Annotated in this window: 11 protein-coding genes; 4 read left to right on the forward strand and 7 right to left on the reverse strand. The window is 70.6% G+C overall.

All coding sequences use genetic code 11. The annotated features are described in order from the left end of the window. Window positions 1–4: 4 nt before the first annotated feature. The 4 genes from I6G21_RS05275 to I6G21_RS05290 all read right to left on the reverse strand — a co-directional run bounded on the left by I6G21_RS05275 (window position 5) and on the right by I6G21_RS05290 (window position 6,394). On the reverse strand, window positions 5–817 hold the full coding sequence (locus I6G21_RS05275; protein ID WP_058731008.1) for a hypothetical protein: 813 nt from the start codon (window positions 815–817) through the stop codon (window positions 5–7). A gap of 191 nt (window positions 818–1,008) precedes the next feature. Then, window positions 1,009–2,730, reverse strand: a complete 1,722-nt coding sequence (locus tag I6G21_RS05280) for a cation:proton antiporter (RefSeq protein WP_058731009.1) — start codon at window positions 2,728–2,730, stop codon at window positions 1,009–1,011. 129 nt (window positions 2,731–2,859) lie between these two features. Next, window positions 2,860–4,956: a glucose PTS transporter subunit IIA gene (locus I6G21_RS05285; RefSeq protein ID WP_058731010.1), complete on the reverse strand. Its 2,097-nt coding sequence runs from the start codon at window positions 4,954–4,956 to the stop codon at window positions 2,860–2,862. A 238-nt stretch (window positions 4,957–5,194) separates the two neighbouring features. Further along, complete coding sequence (locus I6G21_RS05290) at window positions 5,195–6,394, reverse strand: cobalamin-independent methionine synthase II family protein (RefSeq protein ID WP_058731011.1); 1,200 nt, start codon at window positions 6,392–6,394, stop codon at window positions 5,195–5,197. A gap of 147 nt (window positions 6,395–6,541) precedes the next feature. Between I6G21_RS05290 and I6G21_RS05295 the strand changes: the two genes are divergently transcribed. The 3 genes from I6G21_RS05295 (at window position 6,542) to ilvD (ending at window position 11,856) form a co-directional block, all read left to right on the forward strand. Further along, window positions 6,542–8,146: an amino acid permease gene (locus tag I6G21_RS05295; protein ID WP_081046313.1), complete on the forward strand. Its 1,605-nt coding sequence runs from the start codon at window positions 6,542–6,544 to the stop codon at window positions 8,144–8,146. Between the two features lie 48 nt (window positions 8,147–8,194). Then, the gene (locus I6G21_RS05300; protein WP_099049744.1) at window positions 8,195–9,886 is read left to right on the forward strand and encodes an amino acid permease; all 1,692 of its coding nucleotides are present in this window, start codon (window positions 8,195–8,197) and stop codon (window positions 9,884–9,886) included. Window positions 9,887–10,014: 128 nt separating this feature from the next. Next, window positions 10,015–11,856: a dihydroxy-acid dehydratase gene (gene ilvD, locus I6G21_RS05305; protein WP_129357960.1), complete on the forward strand. Its 1,842-nt coding sequence runs from the start codon at window positions 10,015–10,017 to the stop codon at window positions 11,854–11,856. Between the two features lie 233 nt (window positions 11,857–12,089). Here the strand turns inward: ilvD and bioD are convergent, their stop codons facing one another. From bioD to bioB, 3 genes are read right to left on the reverse strand one after another with little or no spacing between them, the layout of a single operon-like run. Then, window positions 12,090–12,893 carry a dethiobiotin synthase gene (bioD, locus tag I6G21_RS05310; RefSeq protein ID WP_061225583.1) on the reverse strand — a complete coding sequence of 268 codons (804 nt, stop codon included), beginning with the start codon at window positions 12,891–12,893 and terminating at the stop codon, window positions 12,090–12,092. Then, window positions 12,890–14,293: an adenosylmethionine--8-amino-7-oxononanoate transaminase gene (gene bioA, locus I6G21_RS05315; protein ID WP_100463855.1), complete on the reverse strand. Its 1,404-nt coding sequence runs from the start codon at window positions 14,291–14,293 to the stop codon at window positions 12,890–12,892. Before bioA ends, bioD begins: the two co-directional genes overlap by 4 nt. A 17-nt stretch (window positions 14,294–14,310) precedes the next feature. Continuing rightward, window positions 14,311–15,606, reverse strand: coding sequence for a biotin synthase BioB (bioB, locus tag I6G21_RS05320; protein WP_129357959.1), 1,296 nt, complete (start codon window positions 15,604–15,606; stop codon window positions 14,311–14,313). Between the two features lie 170 nt (window positions 15,607–15,776). Here bioB and I6G21_RS05325 point away from each other — a divergent pair, with 170 nt between their 5' ends. After that, entirely contained in the window at window positions 15,777–17,318 is a 1,542-nt protein-coding gene (locus tag I6G21_RS05325) for an amino acid permease (RefSeq protein WP_129357958.1), read from the forward strand. The last annotated feature ends 76 nt before the right edge of the window (window positions 17,319–17,394 follow it).

Here is a 17,394-nt window from a genome sequence, read left to right on the forward strand (position 1 = left end):
GTCTCTAGCGGCCGGGCGCCGGCTGGCGCAGGTCGATGCCGAACACGGCCCTGACCTCCGCGATCGTGTTCTGCGCCCACCGGTGATCCGAGGGCGTGGAGGGGAGGGTCACCGCCAGTCCCGGGTGGTCCTCGTGCGTGATCCGCTGGTGCTTGCCGCCGTCCACGACGTCGAAGCCCCGGGAGCGCAGCAGCGCCACGAAATCCGTGCGATCCGTGGGCACCGGAACCCGCCGGTCCGCCTTGGTCCCGGGCACCCGCGGCATCGGCGGGCCCGTGTTCACCGGCGGCTCCGCGCGCTCCGGCTCACCCACCGAGTACACGGCCAGCACCGTCTCCCCGTCCGAGCCCACCACCACGCGCAGGCCGCGCGCCACATAGATCGTGGCACCATCCCGGCCAGGCTCGGTGCCCTCCGGGTCCGCGACGATCGCCACGATCTCACCGAAGGCTATGCCCTGACGGCGCAGGAACTTGGTGACCTTGCGCAGCGGGCGCAGCTTCCACACCGGGTTCCCGGCTCGCTCCCCGGATTCCGCTGCCGCCAGCGCGGGGCGCCCGCTCCCGGCCAGATCCAGGGGAGTGGGTGCCGCAGGCTCCGGGGTGCTTCCCGCCTCCTCGCGGATCAGCTCCAGGCCCCGGGTCAGCAGGGCCACCACCTCCGGGGTCGGCGGGGTGTGCGGGCACAGCACCTCCCGACCGGCGGCATCCGTGACGGACCAGTGCCCGTGGTGCTCGCGCGGCGGATGGTAGGTCAGCGGCCCCTCCGGCAGGGCGCGGGCGAGCTCGCTCCACCGGCTGCTGGGAACGCGGGCCATGCGGGTCAACCTCCTGAGGGGATCGCGCCCTGAACGGGCGACGGGGGCGGCCCCCCGATCCTACCGGCCGGGTCTGAGCCCCGGCTGAGAACGCCCGGGCCGGGGTCCCGCCTCCGCCGCCGAAGCCGGGCACGCCGCCGATCCCGTGACCGTCCCCCGGCGCTCGCCGCACCGTCATCGGGGTGGGGCCGTCAGAAGGCCGCGCCCCCGCGCAGCTGGAGCGAGATCTCATCCGCGTCCAGGACCTGCAGGGCACCATCGAGCACATCGGCGTCATAGGTGCCCTCGTCGCGGGCGTCCAGCAGGGCAGCGCGCTGCCGACGGATCGAGGCCAGCCGCACCCGCTTGGCCTCCGCCGGGGAGGAAGGCTCGGCCTCGCCCTCCGGGGCACGGGCGGCCTCGTGCAGCAGGGCCATCACCGCCCGGTGCTCCTGCCGCTGCTCCTCCCGGTCCTCCTGCGCGGACTCCGGGTCCGCCCCGCGACGGGACAGACGATCCGCCAGCGGTTTGATGGTGCCGCCCTGGACCGCCAGGGACAGGGCGGCCACGGCGAAGGCGATGAAGATCAGCACCGAGCGCATCGGGGTATCCTCCGGCAGGGTCTGGGCGGCCGCGACCGTCACGGCCCCGCGCATCCCCGCCCACACGACGATCCCGCCGTCGGCCGCACTCAGGGGGCGCTTGGTCAGGTAGTCCGTGTCCGCGATGAACCGGCGCAGCCGGGCGGAGAACCGCTCCAGATCCGGGGCCCCGCGCCGGGTGCCCAGCCACCGCTTCCGGTGGTGCCGAGCCCGCGCGCGGGCCACCCCTCCCTGGGCCTGCTGCTCTCGGAAGCGGCGCACCGCCTCCTCCCGAGCCTGCGGATCCGCCAGCCGCCCCTGAATCGCCTCGGCCCGCGGGCGCATGGCCTCCCGACGCAGGGCCTTGCGCCGCAGCTGCCACAGCAGCGGCGCCACGAAGGCCGCGCGGATCAGCAGGGTAGCGGCCAGGGCGGCCGCGGCGATCCCCACCAGCACCCCCAGACCCACGGACTCCTCGGAGACCTCCTCGAGGATCGGGCCCAGCTGGAAGCCCATGGCCAGGAACACCGCACCCTCCCCGATGAGGTTGATGCTCTCCCAGTTCTGCCGGTCCGAGAGCCGGTGGCGCGGGCTGAGCTGGCGCGGGGCGCGCACCCCCGTGACCAGGCCGGCGACGACGGCGGCCACCAGCCCGGAGGCACCCGCCGCCTCCGTGGGGATCGAGGCGAGGAACGGCACCGTGAAGGACAGGATCGTGTTGACCGTGGGATCCTCCACCCGGCGTCGCACCGCAAGGTTGGCCACCCCCACCACGGAGCCAACCACCGCGGCCAGAGTCACCGAGTACGCGAGGGAGCCGACCACACCCCAGAAGGAGAACCCGGCGGCGCTGGCGACGATCGCGGTGCGCAGCATCACCAGGGCCGTGGCGTCGTTGAGCAGACCCTCGCCCTCCAGCAGCACGACGACGCGGCGGGGCACCGGGCCGCCCTTGATGATCGAGGTCGCCACGGCGTCGGTGGGGCTCACGATCGCGCCCAGGGCCACGCCCCACGCGAACCCGAGGTCCGGGATCAGCCACTGGAACAGCAGCCCCAGCAGCAGGGAGGTGATGATCACCAGGACCACGGACAGCCCGGAGATCGCCCCGAAGTCCCGGCGGAAGCTCATGGTGGGCATGGACACCGCCGCGGCGTACAGCAGCAGCGGCAGGATGCCCTGCAGGATGATCTCCGGGTCCACCTCCACCCCGTGGGTCGCCGGGATCAGGCTCAGCCCGACGCCGACCAGCACCAGCAGCAGCGGGGCCGCCAGCCCCAGCCGCGGGCCCAGCACGTCCGCGGCCGCGATGATGACGAACAGCAGCACGCCGGTGATCAGCAGCAGCTCCATGGGACTCCTTCGGGAGGGAAAGTGGCTCAGGGAGCATGCTAAGCACCGGCGTGCCGCCGTCGGGAACGGGTCCGCGCACCGGGCCCGGCTGCCGGGTCGGCTATCGGTCCGGGCACGGGACCCGGTCGGTCACTTCTGGACGGGGTCCCGCCGTCCCAGGCGGACCTTCTTGACCTCGCGCGCCTTGTCCGCGTCCGCATCCCGGAACCCGAAGAAGTAGGTCAGGATGAACGCGACGACCAGAGCCGTCGCCGACGCGATGAGGTAGCCCACCAAGTTGCCGTCCGCTCCGACCCCGGGGGTGATGAAGGACGGGAAGCCGACCAGGGAGCCGGTGAAGGCGTACATGGTCACCCCGAACATGCCGGTCAGCAGACCACCCGCTGCACCGCCGATCGAGGCCATGACGAACACCCGGGTGTACTTCAGGTTCACGCCGTACATGGCCGGCTCCGTGATGCCGCAGAACGCGGAGATCGCGGCCGGGCCGGCCAGCTCCTTGATCTTGGGCAGCTTGGACTTGACGAACACCGCCAGCACGGCACCGCCCTGAGCCACCATGGTCGCGGAGATGATCGCGTTGATCGGGGACTGGCCATCCGGTCCCGACACCTGGTCCGTGACGATCGGGATGACCGCCCAGTGCAGGCCGAAGATCACCAAGCACTGGTAGAACCCGCCGATGATCAGACCGGAGATGGTCGGGGACATGTCGTAGACCCACATCAGGGCGCTGGCGATGCCCTCCGAGACGAACATGACGGCGGGGCCAAGGACCACCATGACGGCCAGGGACACGATCACCACCTCGAACAGCGGCACGAAGATCATGCGCAGCACGGTGGGGATGATCTTCTTCAGCCACGGTTCCACGATCGAGGCGAACCAGGCGGCCACGATCATCGGGAAGATCGAGTAGCTGTAGGAGGCCATGTGGAAGGGCAGGCCGAAGAACTCGGCGTTCAGCGACATCCCCAGCAGCGAGCGCTGCCCTTCACCCGCGGCCATCTCCACCAGGGTCGGATACGCCAGCACCCCGCCGACGATGGAGACGATGATCGGGTCCGAGCCCAGCCGTCGCGCGGCGGTGAAGCCCACGAAGATCGGCAGGAAGTAGAAGACCGCGTCTCCCATCGCGGAGATGATGGTGAAGGTCTGGGAGGACTCATCCACCACATCGAACTGGGTGAGCAGGGAGAGGATCCCCTTGAGGATGCCGGCCGCCGCCAGCAGCCCGATCACCGGGATCATGGACCCGGTGATCACCCCGATCAGGGAGCTGAAGCCGTACTTGACCCAGCCCCACGCGGTGTCCGGGCGCTCGGCCTCCTCCGCGGCGTCCTGCTCGCTGGCGGCGGCCTTGTCCGTGCCCAGCTGCTTGACGACGGCGTCGTAGACGTCCTCCACGGCCGGGCCGATGACCACCTGGTACTGCCCGCCGGCCCGCACGACGTCGATCACGCCGTCCAGGTCCGCGACCACCTCGTCGTCGGCCTTGCCCTGGTCCTTCAGGTAGAACCGGACGCGGGTGATGCAGTGGGTCACGGAGCGGACGTTGGCCTTGCCGCCGATGTTGTCGAGGATGTCCCAGGCCAGCGCGTCGTAGCCGGTCAGATCCCCGGGGCGCTCCTCGGATTCGGCCTCGGTCGCGTCGGCCGGCGCCGCGGTGTTCTCAACCTGCGGCTGGCGGGCGTGCCCCGGCTCGGGGTCACCGGCGGGCACCGCGCCCGTCTCGGTCCCCGGCTCCTTCAGCGCGACGTCGGCGGCGGGCTGACCAGCCTCGGTGTGGCCTGCGCGCACCTGCACGGACTCGACCTTCTTGGCGGTGTTGGGCATGACGACGATCGCCGTCGGGTCCTTGCCGGCCTCGGTGATGGCCTCCACGTCCATGCGGCCGATCCGCTGACCGGCCTGGACGGCATCGCCTTTGGAGACCTCCATGGCGAAGGGCCGGCCCTCCAGCTCCACGGTGTCCACCCCGAGGTGCACGAGCACCTCCAAGCCGGAGTCGGTCTTGAAGCCCAGGGCGTGCCCGGTGTCCGCGGCCATGGTCACCGTGCCGCTGACCGGGGCGAGCACATCACCCGTGGACGGTTCGGACACGCCGAAGCCGTCGCCGACCATCTTCCCGGAGAAGACGGGGTCGGGGACGTCCGCGATGCCGATGATCGTGCCGCCGACGGGAGCCAGCAGCTCCTCGCGCGGCGAGTCTGTCTCAGATGCCATGACGATGGTCCTCTTCGTTGAGGGGAGGGATTGCGGCGCGGGATTTCCGCGCCGCACTGCGTGCGCCCAGTGTAGCGGGGCGTCATCCCCCGGAGCATTCGACCCGTCTCATGTCTGACTTGTCCGGACAGCGCGGGCGCGAACGGGCACGATGAGGCCGAGCCGTCATCCGCGTGGGCTCTGCGGCCCTCAGAGCTCACGCGGATGACGGCTCGACGTCGGTGCGGCGCCGCGGCGCTCAGTACAGGCGCTGCGAGGCGATCCGGGCGCCCTCGGTCAGGGCGGCCAGCTTGGCCCAGGCGATGTCCGGGTGGATCCGCCCACCCAGCCCGCAGTCGGTGGAGGCGATGACGTTCTCCTTCCCGACGAGTCCGGCGAAGCGCTCGATCCGCTGCGCCACCAGCTCCGGGTGCTCCACCACGTTGGTGGAGTGGGAGACGCAGCCCGGGATGATCAGCTTGCCCGTCGGCAGCTCCACGTCCTCCCACACCGTCCACTCGTGGGCGTGGCGGGCGTTGGCGGCCTCGAAGGTGTACGCCCCGGCCTGGATCTCCAGCATCAGCCCGACGATGTCCTTGAACTCCAGGTCCGTGGTGTGCGGGCCGTGCCAGGAGCCCCAGCACAGGTGGAAGCGGACCTGCTCGGCGGGGATGCCCTCCAGGGCGCTGTTCAGCGCGTCCACCCGGATCTGCTGGAACGTCAGGTAGTCCTGCACGGAGGGCTCCGGGTTGATCTGGTCCCACCCCTCGGCCAGCCCGGGGTCGTCGATCTGCACGATCAGCCCGGCGTCGGTGATGGCCTTGTACTCCTCGTGCAGCACCTCGGCCCACGCGCGGATGTGGCCCTCGTCCGTGGAGTAGAAGACGTTGCCCACCCGCGCCGCGGAGCCGGGGGACAGCGCCGCGATGTACGCCTCGTCGGCCCCGTGGCGCTGGGCTGCGGACTGGAGGTTGGCGATGTCGGCGGCCACCGCGTCCTGGCCGATGTAGCGCAGCTCGTCCACGGCCACCGGGAACTGGGTGTCCGGGTCGTTGCCGGTGTCGATCTCGGTGGCGTAGAAGTCCCGGAAGCGGGTCCAGTCCCGGCGGTCCTCGAAGGTCGTGTACCGCAGGTTCCCGGGTTCGGAGCGCTGCGGGACCTGCTCGGGGTCCTGCACATCCACGGACAGCCCCGCGGTGCGGGCGAAGGAGTAGTGCCACCAGGAGCCGTAGTCCACCGCGCCGTTGCTGGCGTGGCCGTACTCGCCGTCGTTGACGGTGTCGATGCCGACCTCCCGCTGCCGGGCCACCACCTCATCCACCGCCCGGGTGAGGATCGGGGCGAAGTCCTCCTCGCTCAGGGAGCCGGCGCGGCGCTCGGCGTTGGCGCGGTGCAGCTCCTCGTTGCGGGGGAGGGAGCCGACGTGGGTGGTGCGGATGCGGTCCGTGCTGCGCAGCATGGCGGGTCCTTTCGACGGGTGCGGCGGTCCCCTCCAGCGTGCCGGGTCGGCTCACCGGCCACCAGATTTCGACGCCGGTGGACCCGATGTGACGTGCGCGCGCCTGTGTTACACGCCCGACACCGGGGAGATCTATGCTGAGGCGATATGTTCCTGTGGCGGGACTCGGTCCGCCGTCGGCGGCAGGCGGGGCCCGTCCTCTTCTTCCAGGAGGTCCCCGTGACCCACCAGCCTCCGGTCTCATCGGCCGGCTCCGGCCCCGCCGTCCCGTCCACCGCGGATCCCGAGGACGCCTTCGGCCACGAGCAGGCCGGCTTCCAGCAGCACCTCGGACCGCGCCAGCTGCAGATGATCGCGATCGGCGGGGCCATCGGCACCGGCCTGTTCCTCGGCGCCGGCGGGCGCCTGGCCTCCGCCGGCCCCGGGTTGGCCCTGGACTACCTCGTCTGCGGCTTCATCGCCTATCTGATCCTGCGGGCCATCGGCGAGCTCGTGGTGCACCGGCCCTCCTCCGGCTCCTTCGTCTCCTACGCCCGTGAGTTCTACGGGGAGCGCGCCGCCTACATCTCCGGGTGGATGTACTGGATCAACTGGGCCACCACCTCGATCGTGGACTCCACCGCGATCGCCCTCTACGTCAAGTGGTTCGGGCAGTACTTCCACTGGCTCGACGCCGTGCCCCAGGGGCTGATCGCGCTGGTGGTCATCGTCCTGGTGGTCAGCGCCAACCTCATCTCCGTGAAGATCTTCGGGGAGATGGAGTTCTGGTTCGCCCTGATCAAGGTCGTGGCGCTGCTGACCTTCCTGGTGGTGGGCGTCTGCTTCGTGATCTTCGGGTCCCCCAACGGCAGCCCGACCGGCTTCTCCCTGATCAGCGAGCACGGCGGCTGGTTCCCCAACGGCCTGCTGCCGGCCCTGGTGATCATGCAGGGCGTGGTCTTCGCCTACGCGGCGATCGAGCTGGTGGGCACCACCTCCGGGGAGACCAAGGACCCCCAGAAGGTCATCCCCAAGGCCATCAACACCGTGATCCTGCGGGTGCTGGTGTTCTACGTCGGCTCCGTGCTGCTGCTGGCCCTGCTGCTGCCGTACTCCTCCTACAAGGAGGGCGAGTCCCCGTTCGTCACGTTCTTCTCCAGCATCGGGGTGAACGCGGCCGGGCCCATCATGGAGCTGGTGGTCATCACCGCGGCCATGTCCTCGCTGAACGCGGGGCTGTACTCCACCGGGCGCATCCTGCACTCGATGTCCATGGCCGGCTCCGCCCCGAAGTTCGCGCAGCGGATGAACAGCCACGGCGTCCCCTACGGCGGGATCCTCATGACCTCCGCCGTCGCGCTGATCGGGGTGGTGCTGAACTTCGTCGTCCCGGAGCAGGCCTTCGAGATCGTGCTGAACATCGCCTCCTTCGGGATCATCGGGGCGTGGGCGACCATCGCCCTGGCCCACCTGAAGTTCGTGTCCCTGGCCAAGCAGGGCCGCTACCGCAGGCCCGGCTACCGCGCCTGGGGCGCGCCGTTCACGGACTGGGTGATCCTGGTGTTCCTGGCCGGGGTGATCGTGCTGATCGGCTTCGACTACCCGGTGGGCACCTGGACCCTCGGACTGCTGATCGTGGTGATCATCCCCGCGCTGATCGTCGGCTGGTTCGCCGTGCGCGGGCGGGTGCGCGCCATCGCCGCCGAACGCGAGGGCGTGACCGGCCTGTACCCGATCGTCGCCGACCGCCCCGCCGCGCACACGCGGGATTGACGGGGCCGGAGAACGAGGAAACGCAGAACACGAAAGGAGAGCTCCGTCATGAGCCGAGACCTGTCTGAGAACGGCGCGTCGATGGCACGGAGAGGCCCAGACGAGAATGTCTTCGAGGAGGAGCAGGCTGGGTTCCGCAAGGGTCTCGGGCCGCGCCAGCTGCAGATGATCGCGATCGGCGGGGCCATCGGCACCGGACTGTTTCTCGGGGCCGGAGGGCGCTTGGCCAAGGCCGGGCCCTCTCTGCTGTTCGACTTCGCGCTGTGCGGGATCATCGCCTATCTGATCCTGCGGGCCCTGGGGGAGCTCGTGGTGCACCGGCCCTCCTCTGGCTCCTTCGTCTCCTACGCCCGGGAGTTCTATGGGGAGAAGGCGGCCTTCGTCGCCGGCTGGTGGTACTGGATCCACTGGGCCATGACCTCCATCGTGGACACCACCGCCATCGCCCTGTACGTCAAGTGGTTCGGGCAGTACAGCACCGTCATCGCGGGTATTCCGCAGTGGGTCTTCGCGCTGGCCGTGGTGGTGATCGTGGTGTCCATGAACCTCATCTCGGTGAAAGTCTTCGGGGAGATGGAGTTCTGGTTCTCGCTGATCAAGGTCCTGGCCCTGCTGATCTTCCTGGTTCTCGGCGTCGTCTTCGTGATCTTCGGGACTCCCACCGGTTCGCCCACCGGATTCCAGGTCATCGCGGACCACGGTGGCTGGTTCCCCGAGGGCATCGCTCCGGCCCTGCTGCTGATCCAGGGCGTGGTCTTTGCGTACTCTTCCATCGAGCTGGTGGGCACCACCTCCGGGGAGACCCGGAATGCCCAGCAGGTGATTCCCAAAGCGATCAACACGGTGATCCTGCGGATCGTGGTGTTCTACATCGGCTCCATTCTGCTGCTGATCCTGCTGCTCCCATACACCGCATACCAGAACGGCGTCTCCCCCTTCGTCACGTTCTTCTCCAGCATCGGCGTGGACGCGGCCGGGCCCATCATGGAGCTGGTGGTGATCACCGCCGCTCTGTCCTCCCTGAACGCCGGCATGTACTCCACCGGGCGCATCATGCACTCGATGGCCGTGGCAGGCTCCGGGCCGCGCTTCGCCCGCAGCCTGACCCGCGGCGGGGTGCCTTGGGGCGGCATCGTCATGACTGCGGCGGTGACATTGCTCGGGGTGGTGCTCAACGCGGTGGTTCCGGCTCAGGCCTTCGAGATCGTGCTGAATCTGGCTTCGGTGGGCATCGTCGCCGGGTGGGCGACGATCGCTTTGTCGCACCTGAAATTCGTCTCCCTGGTTCGCCAGGGGGTGTACCGGAGACCCGGATACCGGATGCCCGGAGCTCCGTTCACGGACTGGGTGATCCTGGTTTTCCTGGTGGGAGTGCTGGCTCTGATCGGTCTGGACTACCCGCAGGGAACCTGGACCCTCGGGGCGATGGTTCTCGTGCTGCCGTGCATGGCCATCGGCTGGTACATCTGCCGTGGGCGTATCCGCGCCATCGCCGCCGAACGCGAGGGCGTCACCGGGTTCTTCCCCACGGTGGCCGGGCGGCCCGCCTCCGGGCACCTTTCGCTGACCGATCAGGCCGCCGCTGAGGCTGAGGGGGCCCGCGCCGAGCGTATCGCTGGGCAATCCGACGCTGCCCGGGAGTCCTCGGAACGCCAAGATGCCGTGGACTACACTCACGACGCCGTGCGGCGGGCCTCCCGTGGGCGCCGCTCCGGTCGCTTCCGCGACAGGGACGCCTGAGCAGACGAGCGGGTCCGCGTTTTCTTTCCTCTCCATTGTCTCATCATCCGAGATCCCCGTCCCGGATGCTGGATGACCTTTGTGCCGGAGTAGCCTGGGACGAGCATCAGCCACGCCAAGGAGAAGCCATGCCCGCCCTGCGCTCCCGCACATCCACCCACGGTCGGAACATGGCCGGAGCCCGCGCCCTGTGGCGGGCCACCGGCATGAAGAAGGAGGACTTCGGCAAGCCGATCGTCGCCATCGCCAACTCCTTCACCCAGTTCGTCCCCGGCCACGTGCACCTGAAGAACATGGGCGCGCTGGTGGCCTCCGCGGTGGAGGAAGCCGGCGGGGTGGCCAAGGAGTTCAACACCATCGCCGTGGACGACGGCATCGCCATGGGCCACGACGGCATGCTCTACTCCCTGCCCTCCCGCGACGTCATCGCCGACTCCGTGGAGTACATGGTCAACGCCCACCGCGCCGACGCCCTGGTGTGCATCTCCAACTGCGACAAGATCACCCCCGGCATGCTCATGGCCGCGATGCGTCTGAACATCCCGGTCGTGTTCGTCTCCGGCGGGCCCATGGAATCCGGGGCGCCGGTGGAGGGCGTGCTGGAGCACCGGATCGACCTGGTCGACGCGATGGCCTACGCCGTGGACGAGCAGGTCTCCGACGCGCAGCTGGCCCAGATCGAGGAGAACGCCTGCCCCACCTGCGGCTCCTGCTCCGGGATGTTCACCGCGAACTCCATGAACTGCCTGACCGAGGCCCTCGGGCTCTCCCTGCCCGGCAACGGCACCACCCTGGCCACCCAGATCGCTCGCAAGGAGCTGTTCCTGAAGGCCGGGCGCACCGTCGTCGAGCTGGCCAAGCGCTACTACGACCAGGACGACGAGTCCGTCCTGCCGCGCAACGTCGCCACCAAGTCCTCCTTCCGCAACGCCATGTCCCTGGACGTGGCGATGGGCGGGTCCACCAACACCGTGCTGCACATCCTCGCCGCAGCGCAGGAGGCCGAGGTGGACTTCACCCTGAAGGACATCGACGAGATCTCCCGGCACGTGCCCTGCCTGTGCAAGGTCGCCCCGAACTCCACCCAGTTCCACATCGAGCACGTGCACCGGGCCGGCGGCATCCCCGCGATCCTCGGCGAGCTGGACCGGGCCGGGCTCCTGGAGCACGACGGCGTGCACACCGTGCACGCGGAGTCGGTGGAGGCCTGGCTGGATGAGTGGGACATCCGCCGGGACACCGCCTCCGAGCGGGCCCGCGAGCTGTACCTGGCCGCCCCCGGCGGGGTGCGCACCACCCAGGCCTTCTCCACCGCCAACCGCTTCGAATCCCACGACACCGACGCCGAGTTCGGGTGCATCCGGTCCGTGGAGCACGCTTACACCAAGGACGGCGGCCTGGCGGTGCTCTACGGCAACATCGCCGAGGACGGCGCGGTCATCAAGACCGCCGGGATCGACGAGTACCTGTTCCGCTTCATCGGCAAGGCCTTCGTGGTGGAATCCCAGGACGAGGCGGTCTTCGAGATCCTCTCCAAGCACGTGCAGCCCGGGGACATCGTCGTCATCCAGTACGAGGGGCCCAAGGGCGGGCCGGGCATGCAGGAGATGCTCTACCCCACCTCCTACCTGAAGGGCCTGGGGCTGGGGAAGGAATGCGCGCTGATCACCGACGGGCGCTTCTCCGGCGGGACCTCCGGGATCTCCATCGGCCACATCTCCCCGGAGGCGGCCTCCGGCGGCGCGGTGGGGCTGATCCGCACGGGGGACGAGATCGAGATCGACGTGACCCAGCGGCTGCTGCAGGTCAACGTCTCCGACGAGGAGCTGGCCCGACGCCGCGAGGAGCGCGGGCGCCTGCCGTGGAAGCCGACCAAGCCGCGCGAGCGCCAGGTCTCCAAGGCCCTGCGCGCCTACGCCTCGATGGTCACCAGCGCCGACAAGGGCGCGGTGCGGGTGGTCCCGGAGTAAAGGGGCGCTCGATCCTGCTCTGACGCTCCGGCGTCCCGGGCGTCCCGGGCCCGCCGACGCGACCTCGAGGCGGCGCAGCGGTGCCCACCCCGCCACCGAGACGGCGCATCCGTTCCCGAAAACCGGATTTCCGGGAACGGATGCGCCGTCTCGCGGGCGGGCGGGAACGGATGCGCCGGGTCGCGGGCGCGGGAGAGCGCGGCCCCCGGGTCACCGGGCGGGGTGCAGCGGGTTCAGCGGGCGCCCGCGGCTGCGCGCCAGCCGCGGGGGACCGCGCCCAGCAGGCGATGGCGGGCGGACAGGGCCTCCCGGTTGGACAGATCCACGGCCCGCGGCGGGTCATCCCACGCGCCGATCACCACCCCGGCCGTGCGCAGTCCGCGTGCGGCGATGGCCTCCACCGTGAGATCCGTGTGGTTCAGGGTGCCCAGGCCCGGGCGGCACACCACCACCAGCCCGCCCGCGCCGCACTCCCGGGCGATATCGGCCAGGGTGTGCCCGCCCAGATCCACGAGGATCCCGCCGGCGCCCTCCACCAGGACGACGTCGTGCCGCTCGCGCAGGCCCAGGATCCGGGCGGCCTGCTCCGCCGCGGTGGGCACCGGCACCCCCGCGGCCTCTGCTGCGGCCGCCGGGGCCAGGGGCAGGCGCAGGGCGAAGCCCGTGGAGTAGGAGACCCCGGCCAGCTCCCCGGCGATCTGCGCGTCCCCGCGCACCACCACATCCGAGTACCGCGCCTCCAGGGCCTCCCGCTCGGGATCATCCGGTGCGATCAGTCCGGTCTGGGCCGGTTTGTGGACGTGCACGTCCAGACCCTGCCCGGCCAGCAGGGCCGCCAGGGCCGCGGTGGCGTAGGTCTTGCCGACGCCGGTGTCCGTGCCGGTGACGAACAGCAGCCCGTCCGCGGCGGCGGCACGCACCGCGTCGGCGTCCAGGAAGGCGTCCGGCTGCGCGTCGGCCAGCGCATCCGGGGCGGTCCGCTCCACGGCGCCCGCCTGCGCATCCGCCGGCGCGTCGGCACTCGACGTCGTGCTCATGCGTCCTCCTCGACGGGCTCGTGGGCAGCGGCCGCGGCGACCATCGCCCCCGTGATCCGGGCCAGGCCCTCCTCGGTGCTCAGGTACGGCGGCATCGTGTAGATCGCGTCGCGGAACGGGCGCAGCCACACCCCGTGCTCGGCCGCGATGCGGGTGCAGACATCCACATCCACCGGGCCCCGGGTGCGCACCACGCCGATCCCCCCGGTCACGGCCACCTCGGCCACTCCCTCCAGGGAGGCCGCCGGGGCCAGGCCAGCGCGCAGTCCGGCCTCCAAGCGCGGCACGGCCTCGTACCACGCGCTCGACGGCGCGGCGCCCTCCGGGGCGGCGACCTCCGCGCCGCCCACGCGCCCGAAGAGCAGGTCCACGGAGGCTGCGGCCACCGCGCACGCCAGGGGATTGGCCATGAAGGTGGGTCCGTGCATCAGGGCCGCATAGGAGGAGCGGGAGATGACCTCGGCCACCGGGCCGGAGCACAGCAGGGCCGCCAGCGTCAGGTACCCGCCGGTCAGGGCCTTGCCCACGCACATCACATCCGGGACGATCCCGGCCTGCTCGCAGGCGAAGGCTGTGCCGGTGCGCCCGAAGCCCGTCGCGATCTCATCGGTGATGAACACCGCATCCAGCCGGTCCGCGGCCTCGCGCAGGAAGCGCAGGGCCCGCGGCAGATACGCCCGCATGGCCCCGGCGCCCTGGAATACCGGCTCCACGATGATCCCGGCCAGCTCCGCCCCGTGCCGATCCAGCAGCTCGGACACCTCGGCCTCCCACGCCGCGCAGGCGGCGTCATCGACCGCGGCATCACCGGAGGGTGCGGGGGGCTGCGGGGCGAAGACCTGCGGGGCCAGCAGCGAGGCGAAGTCGGCGTGCATCCCGCCGACCGGGTCGCACACGCTCATCGCGCCCGTCGTATCCCCGTGATAGGCCCCGCGCAGCGCCAGGAAGCGTCCGCGCTCCCGGCCCCGGGCCCGCTGGTACTGCACCGCGAGCTTCAGGGCCACCTCCACGGACACCGAGCCGGAGTCCGCGAGGAAGACGTGGTCCAGGCCCTGCGGGGTCACCTCCACCAGCCGCTCCGCCAGCTCGACGGCGGGAGCGTGGGTCAGCCCGCCGAACATCACGTGCGAGAACCGATCGATCTGCGCCCGCAGCGCCGCGTCCAGCACCGGGTTCCGGTACCCGTGCACCACGGACCACCACGAGCTCATCCCGTCCAGCACCCGCTGGGGACGCTCGGCCCCCGGGGCGACCAGATCCACGAAGGGCCCCTCGGCGCCGTGCACGGAGTACCGGGCCCCGGCCTCTAGGGAGCCGTAGGGATGCCACAGCAGGGCCCGGTCCCGATCCAGCACGGTACGGCCGGCGGGCCCGGCGGAGCCAGCGAGGGAGGGGGGCACGGGATCGGCGCCCGCGCTCACGAGTTGGGCAGCGCGTCCGTGCCGGCGCCGCGACGGCGGATGGTCGGGACCAGGGGGCGCCCGGCGTCATCGCGCAGACCGTGCCGCACGGTGCCGACACCGGCCTCGGCGGGCTGGGCGGCGCCCACGCCTGCGGGCACCGGCTGCTCGACCGGGACCTGCTGCTCCTCCGGGGCCGCGTGGGATCCGCAGCCTCCGCCGCCGCCGGCGCACGGCGGCAGGCCCGCACCGGTCTCGGCGCCGGCCCCGCCCATGGCCTCGCGGTGGGCGGCTCGGTGCGCGCGTAGCCGATCACGCAGCGCCTTGGCATCCTCCTGGCCGACGATCTGGAATCCGCCGTCCACGATCATGTCCAGGTCATCCTCGGCGGCCTGGCCCTCGCTGGTCAGGTAGTCCCCGAGGAACAGGGAGTTGGCCACATTCAGGCTCAGCGGCTGCAGGGAGCGCAGGTGCAGCTCACGGCCGCCGGCGATGCGCAGCTCCCGGTCCGGGCACATCAGCCGGACCATGCACAGGATGCGCAGGCACTTCTGGGGGGTCAGCTCCCAGGTGCCCTCCAGGGGGGTGCCGTCGAAGGGGATCAGGAAGTTCACGGGAATGGAGTCGGAGTCGATCTGCCGCAGCGCCTCCACGGCCTCCACCAGCTGCTCGTCGGTCTCGCCCATGCCCACGATCAGCCCCGAGCAGGGGGACAGCCCCGCGCTGCGGGCGGAGTCCACGGTGTCCACGCGGTCCTGGAAGGTGTGCGAGGAGCAGATCTCCTCGTAGTGGGAGGGTGCGGTGTTCAGGTTGTGGTTGTACGCATCCACCCCGGCCTGGCGCAGCCGCTCCGCCTGCCCCTCCTTGAGGATGCCCAGGCACGCGCAGACCTCGGTCTCCGGGTTGGCGTCCTTGATGGCCTCGGTCATCTCGGCCACGCGCCCGACGTCGCGGTTGGACGGGCCGCGCCCGGAGGCCACCAGGCACACCCGGGAGGCCCCGCCGGCCAGGCCGAACTCGGCCTGGCGCTTGGCCTCGTCGGTGGGCAGCCAGGAGTACTTGAGGATCTCCGCATCCGAGCCGAGACGCTGGGAGCAGTACCCGCAGTCCTCGGGACACAGGCCGGATTTCAGGTTGACGAGGTAGTTGACCTTGACCGAGTTGCCGAAGTAGCGACGGCGCACCCGGGAGGCCGCGGCCACGAGATCCAGCAGGACGTCGTCCTCGGAGGCCAGCACCGCCAGGGCCGCCTCCCGGTCCGCGGGGGTCCCGGCGAGGACGGAATCGGCGAGGTCATCGAAAGTCTTGAACACCGTTCAATCTTCGGACGGCCCCCCGTCCCGGTCAAGTCCGAGGCGCATCCCCGGCGGCATCGCGGGGCCCGCACGGGCCCGAGATCCGAGGTCTGCGCACGGGCGGTGCGCGTCACACCCGTCGAGTATGCTGTGGGGGCATCTCATCCCCTCGTCGAAACGGCAGGTCCATGTCCCCGAGCCCCGCGGATCCCGGCGCCCCCGGATCCTCCCAGCCCCTCACCGGCGACGACGCGCTGCACGCGCGGGAGCAGGAGGGCTACAGCAAGGGCCTCACGCCCCGGCAGATCCACATGATCGCCATCGGCAGCTCGATCGGCACCGGCCTGTTCCTCGGGGCCGGCGGCGGCCTGGCCGACGCCGGGCCCACCCTGTTCATCCTCTACGCCGTGGCCGGGTTCTTCGGCTACCTCATCCTGCGTCAGCTCGGCGAGCTGGTGGTGCACCGACCCTCCTCCGGGTCCTTCGTCTCCTACACCCGGGAGTTCTACGGCGAGAAGGCCGCATACTTCGTGGGATGGATGTACTGGCTGTCCTGGGCCTCCACCACGGTCGTGGACGCCACCGCGATGGCCATCTACGTCAAGTGGTTCGGGCAGTACAGCACGTTCATCGACGAGCTGCCGCAGTGGGTGCTGGCCGGGGCCGTGCTGATCATCGTCATGATCACCAACCTGATCTCCGTGAAGGTCTTCGGGGAGATGGAGTTCTGGTTCGCCCTGATCAAGGTCTCCGCCCTGGTGGTCTTCCTGGTGGTCGGGGTGTGCTTCGTGATCTTCGGGACCCCCACGGGGGCGCCCACCGGCTTCCATCTGATCCGCGAGAGCGGGGGGATGCTCCCGCACGGGATCCTCGCCGCGCTGGTGGTCTCCCAGGGCGTGGTCTTCGCCTACTCCGGCATCGAGCTGGTGGGGATCACCGCGGGGGAGACCAAGGACCCCCAGCGTCAGATCCCGCGGGCCATCAACACCGTGATCCTGCGCATCGCCGTGTTCTACGTCGGTTCGGTGCTGCTGCTGTGCCTGCTGCTGCCGTACACCGCGTACTCGGCGGATGAGTCCCCGTTCGTCACGTTCTTCTCCAGCATCGGGGTGGACTACATCGGCCCGATCATGCAGCTGGTGGTCATCACCGCCGCCCTGTCCTCCCTCAACGCCGGTCTGTACTCCACCGGGCGCATCGTGCACTCGATGGCCATGGCCGGCTCCGCGCCCAAGTTCACCGGGAAGATGACCCGCTCCGGGGTGCCCTTCGGGGGGATCCTGCTGACCGTGCTGGTCGGCGGGCTCGGCGTCGTGCTGAACTACTACGTCCCGGAGGATGCCTTCAACATCGTCCTGAACATCTCCGCGATCGGGATCATCGTCGGCTGGGCGGCCATCATGCTGCCGCACCAGCGCTTCGTCGCCCAGGCCCGGCGCGGTCAGCAGCGTCGGCCCGCCTATCGCGCGCCTCTGGCGCCGTACACCAACTGGCTCACCATGCTCTTCCTGGTGGGGGTTCTGGTGCTGGTGGCCCTGGACTACCCGCTGGGCACCTGGACGCTGGCCTCGATGGGCGTGGTGATCCCGGTGCTGATCATCGGCTGGTTCGCCGTGCGCGGGCGCGTGCGACGTCTGGCCGCCGAACGCGAGGGGTTCACCGGGGCGTATCCGGTGATCGTGCAGACTCCCGGCACCGAGGATCAGGGCACCATCTCCACGCTGCCCTGACCTGCGCCCCGCCCCCACGACGGCACCGTCCCCTCCGAGGCTCCGGCCTGTTCGGAAGGGACGGTGCCGTCGCGTG

The sequence above is a fragment of the Rothia kristinae genome (assembly GCF_016028855.1).
GTDB classification, from domain to species: domain Bacteria; phylum Actinomycetota; class Actinomycetes; order Actinomycetales; family Micrococcaceae; genus Rothia; species Rothia kristinae.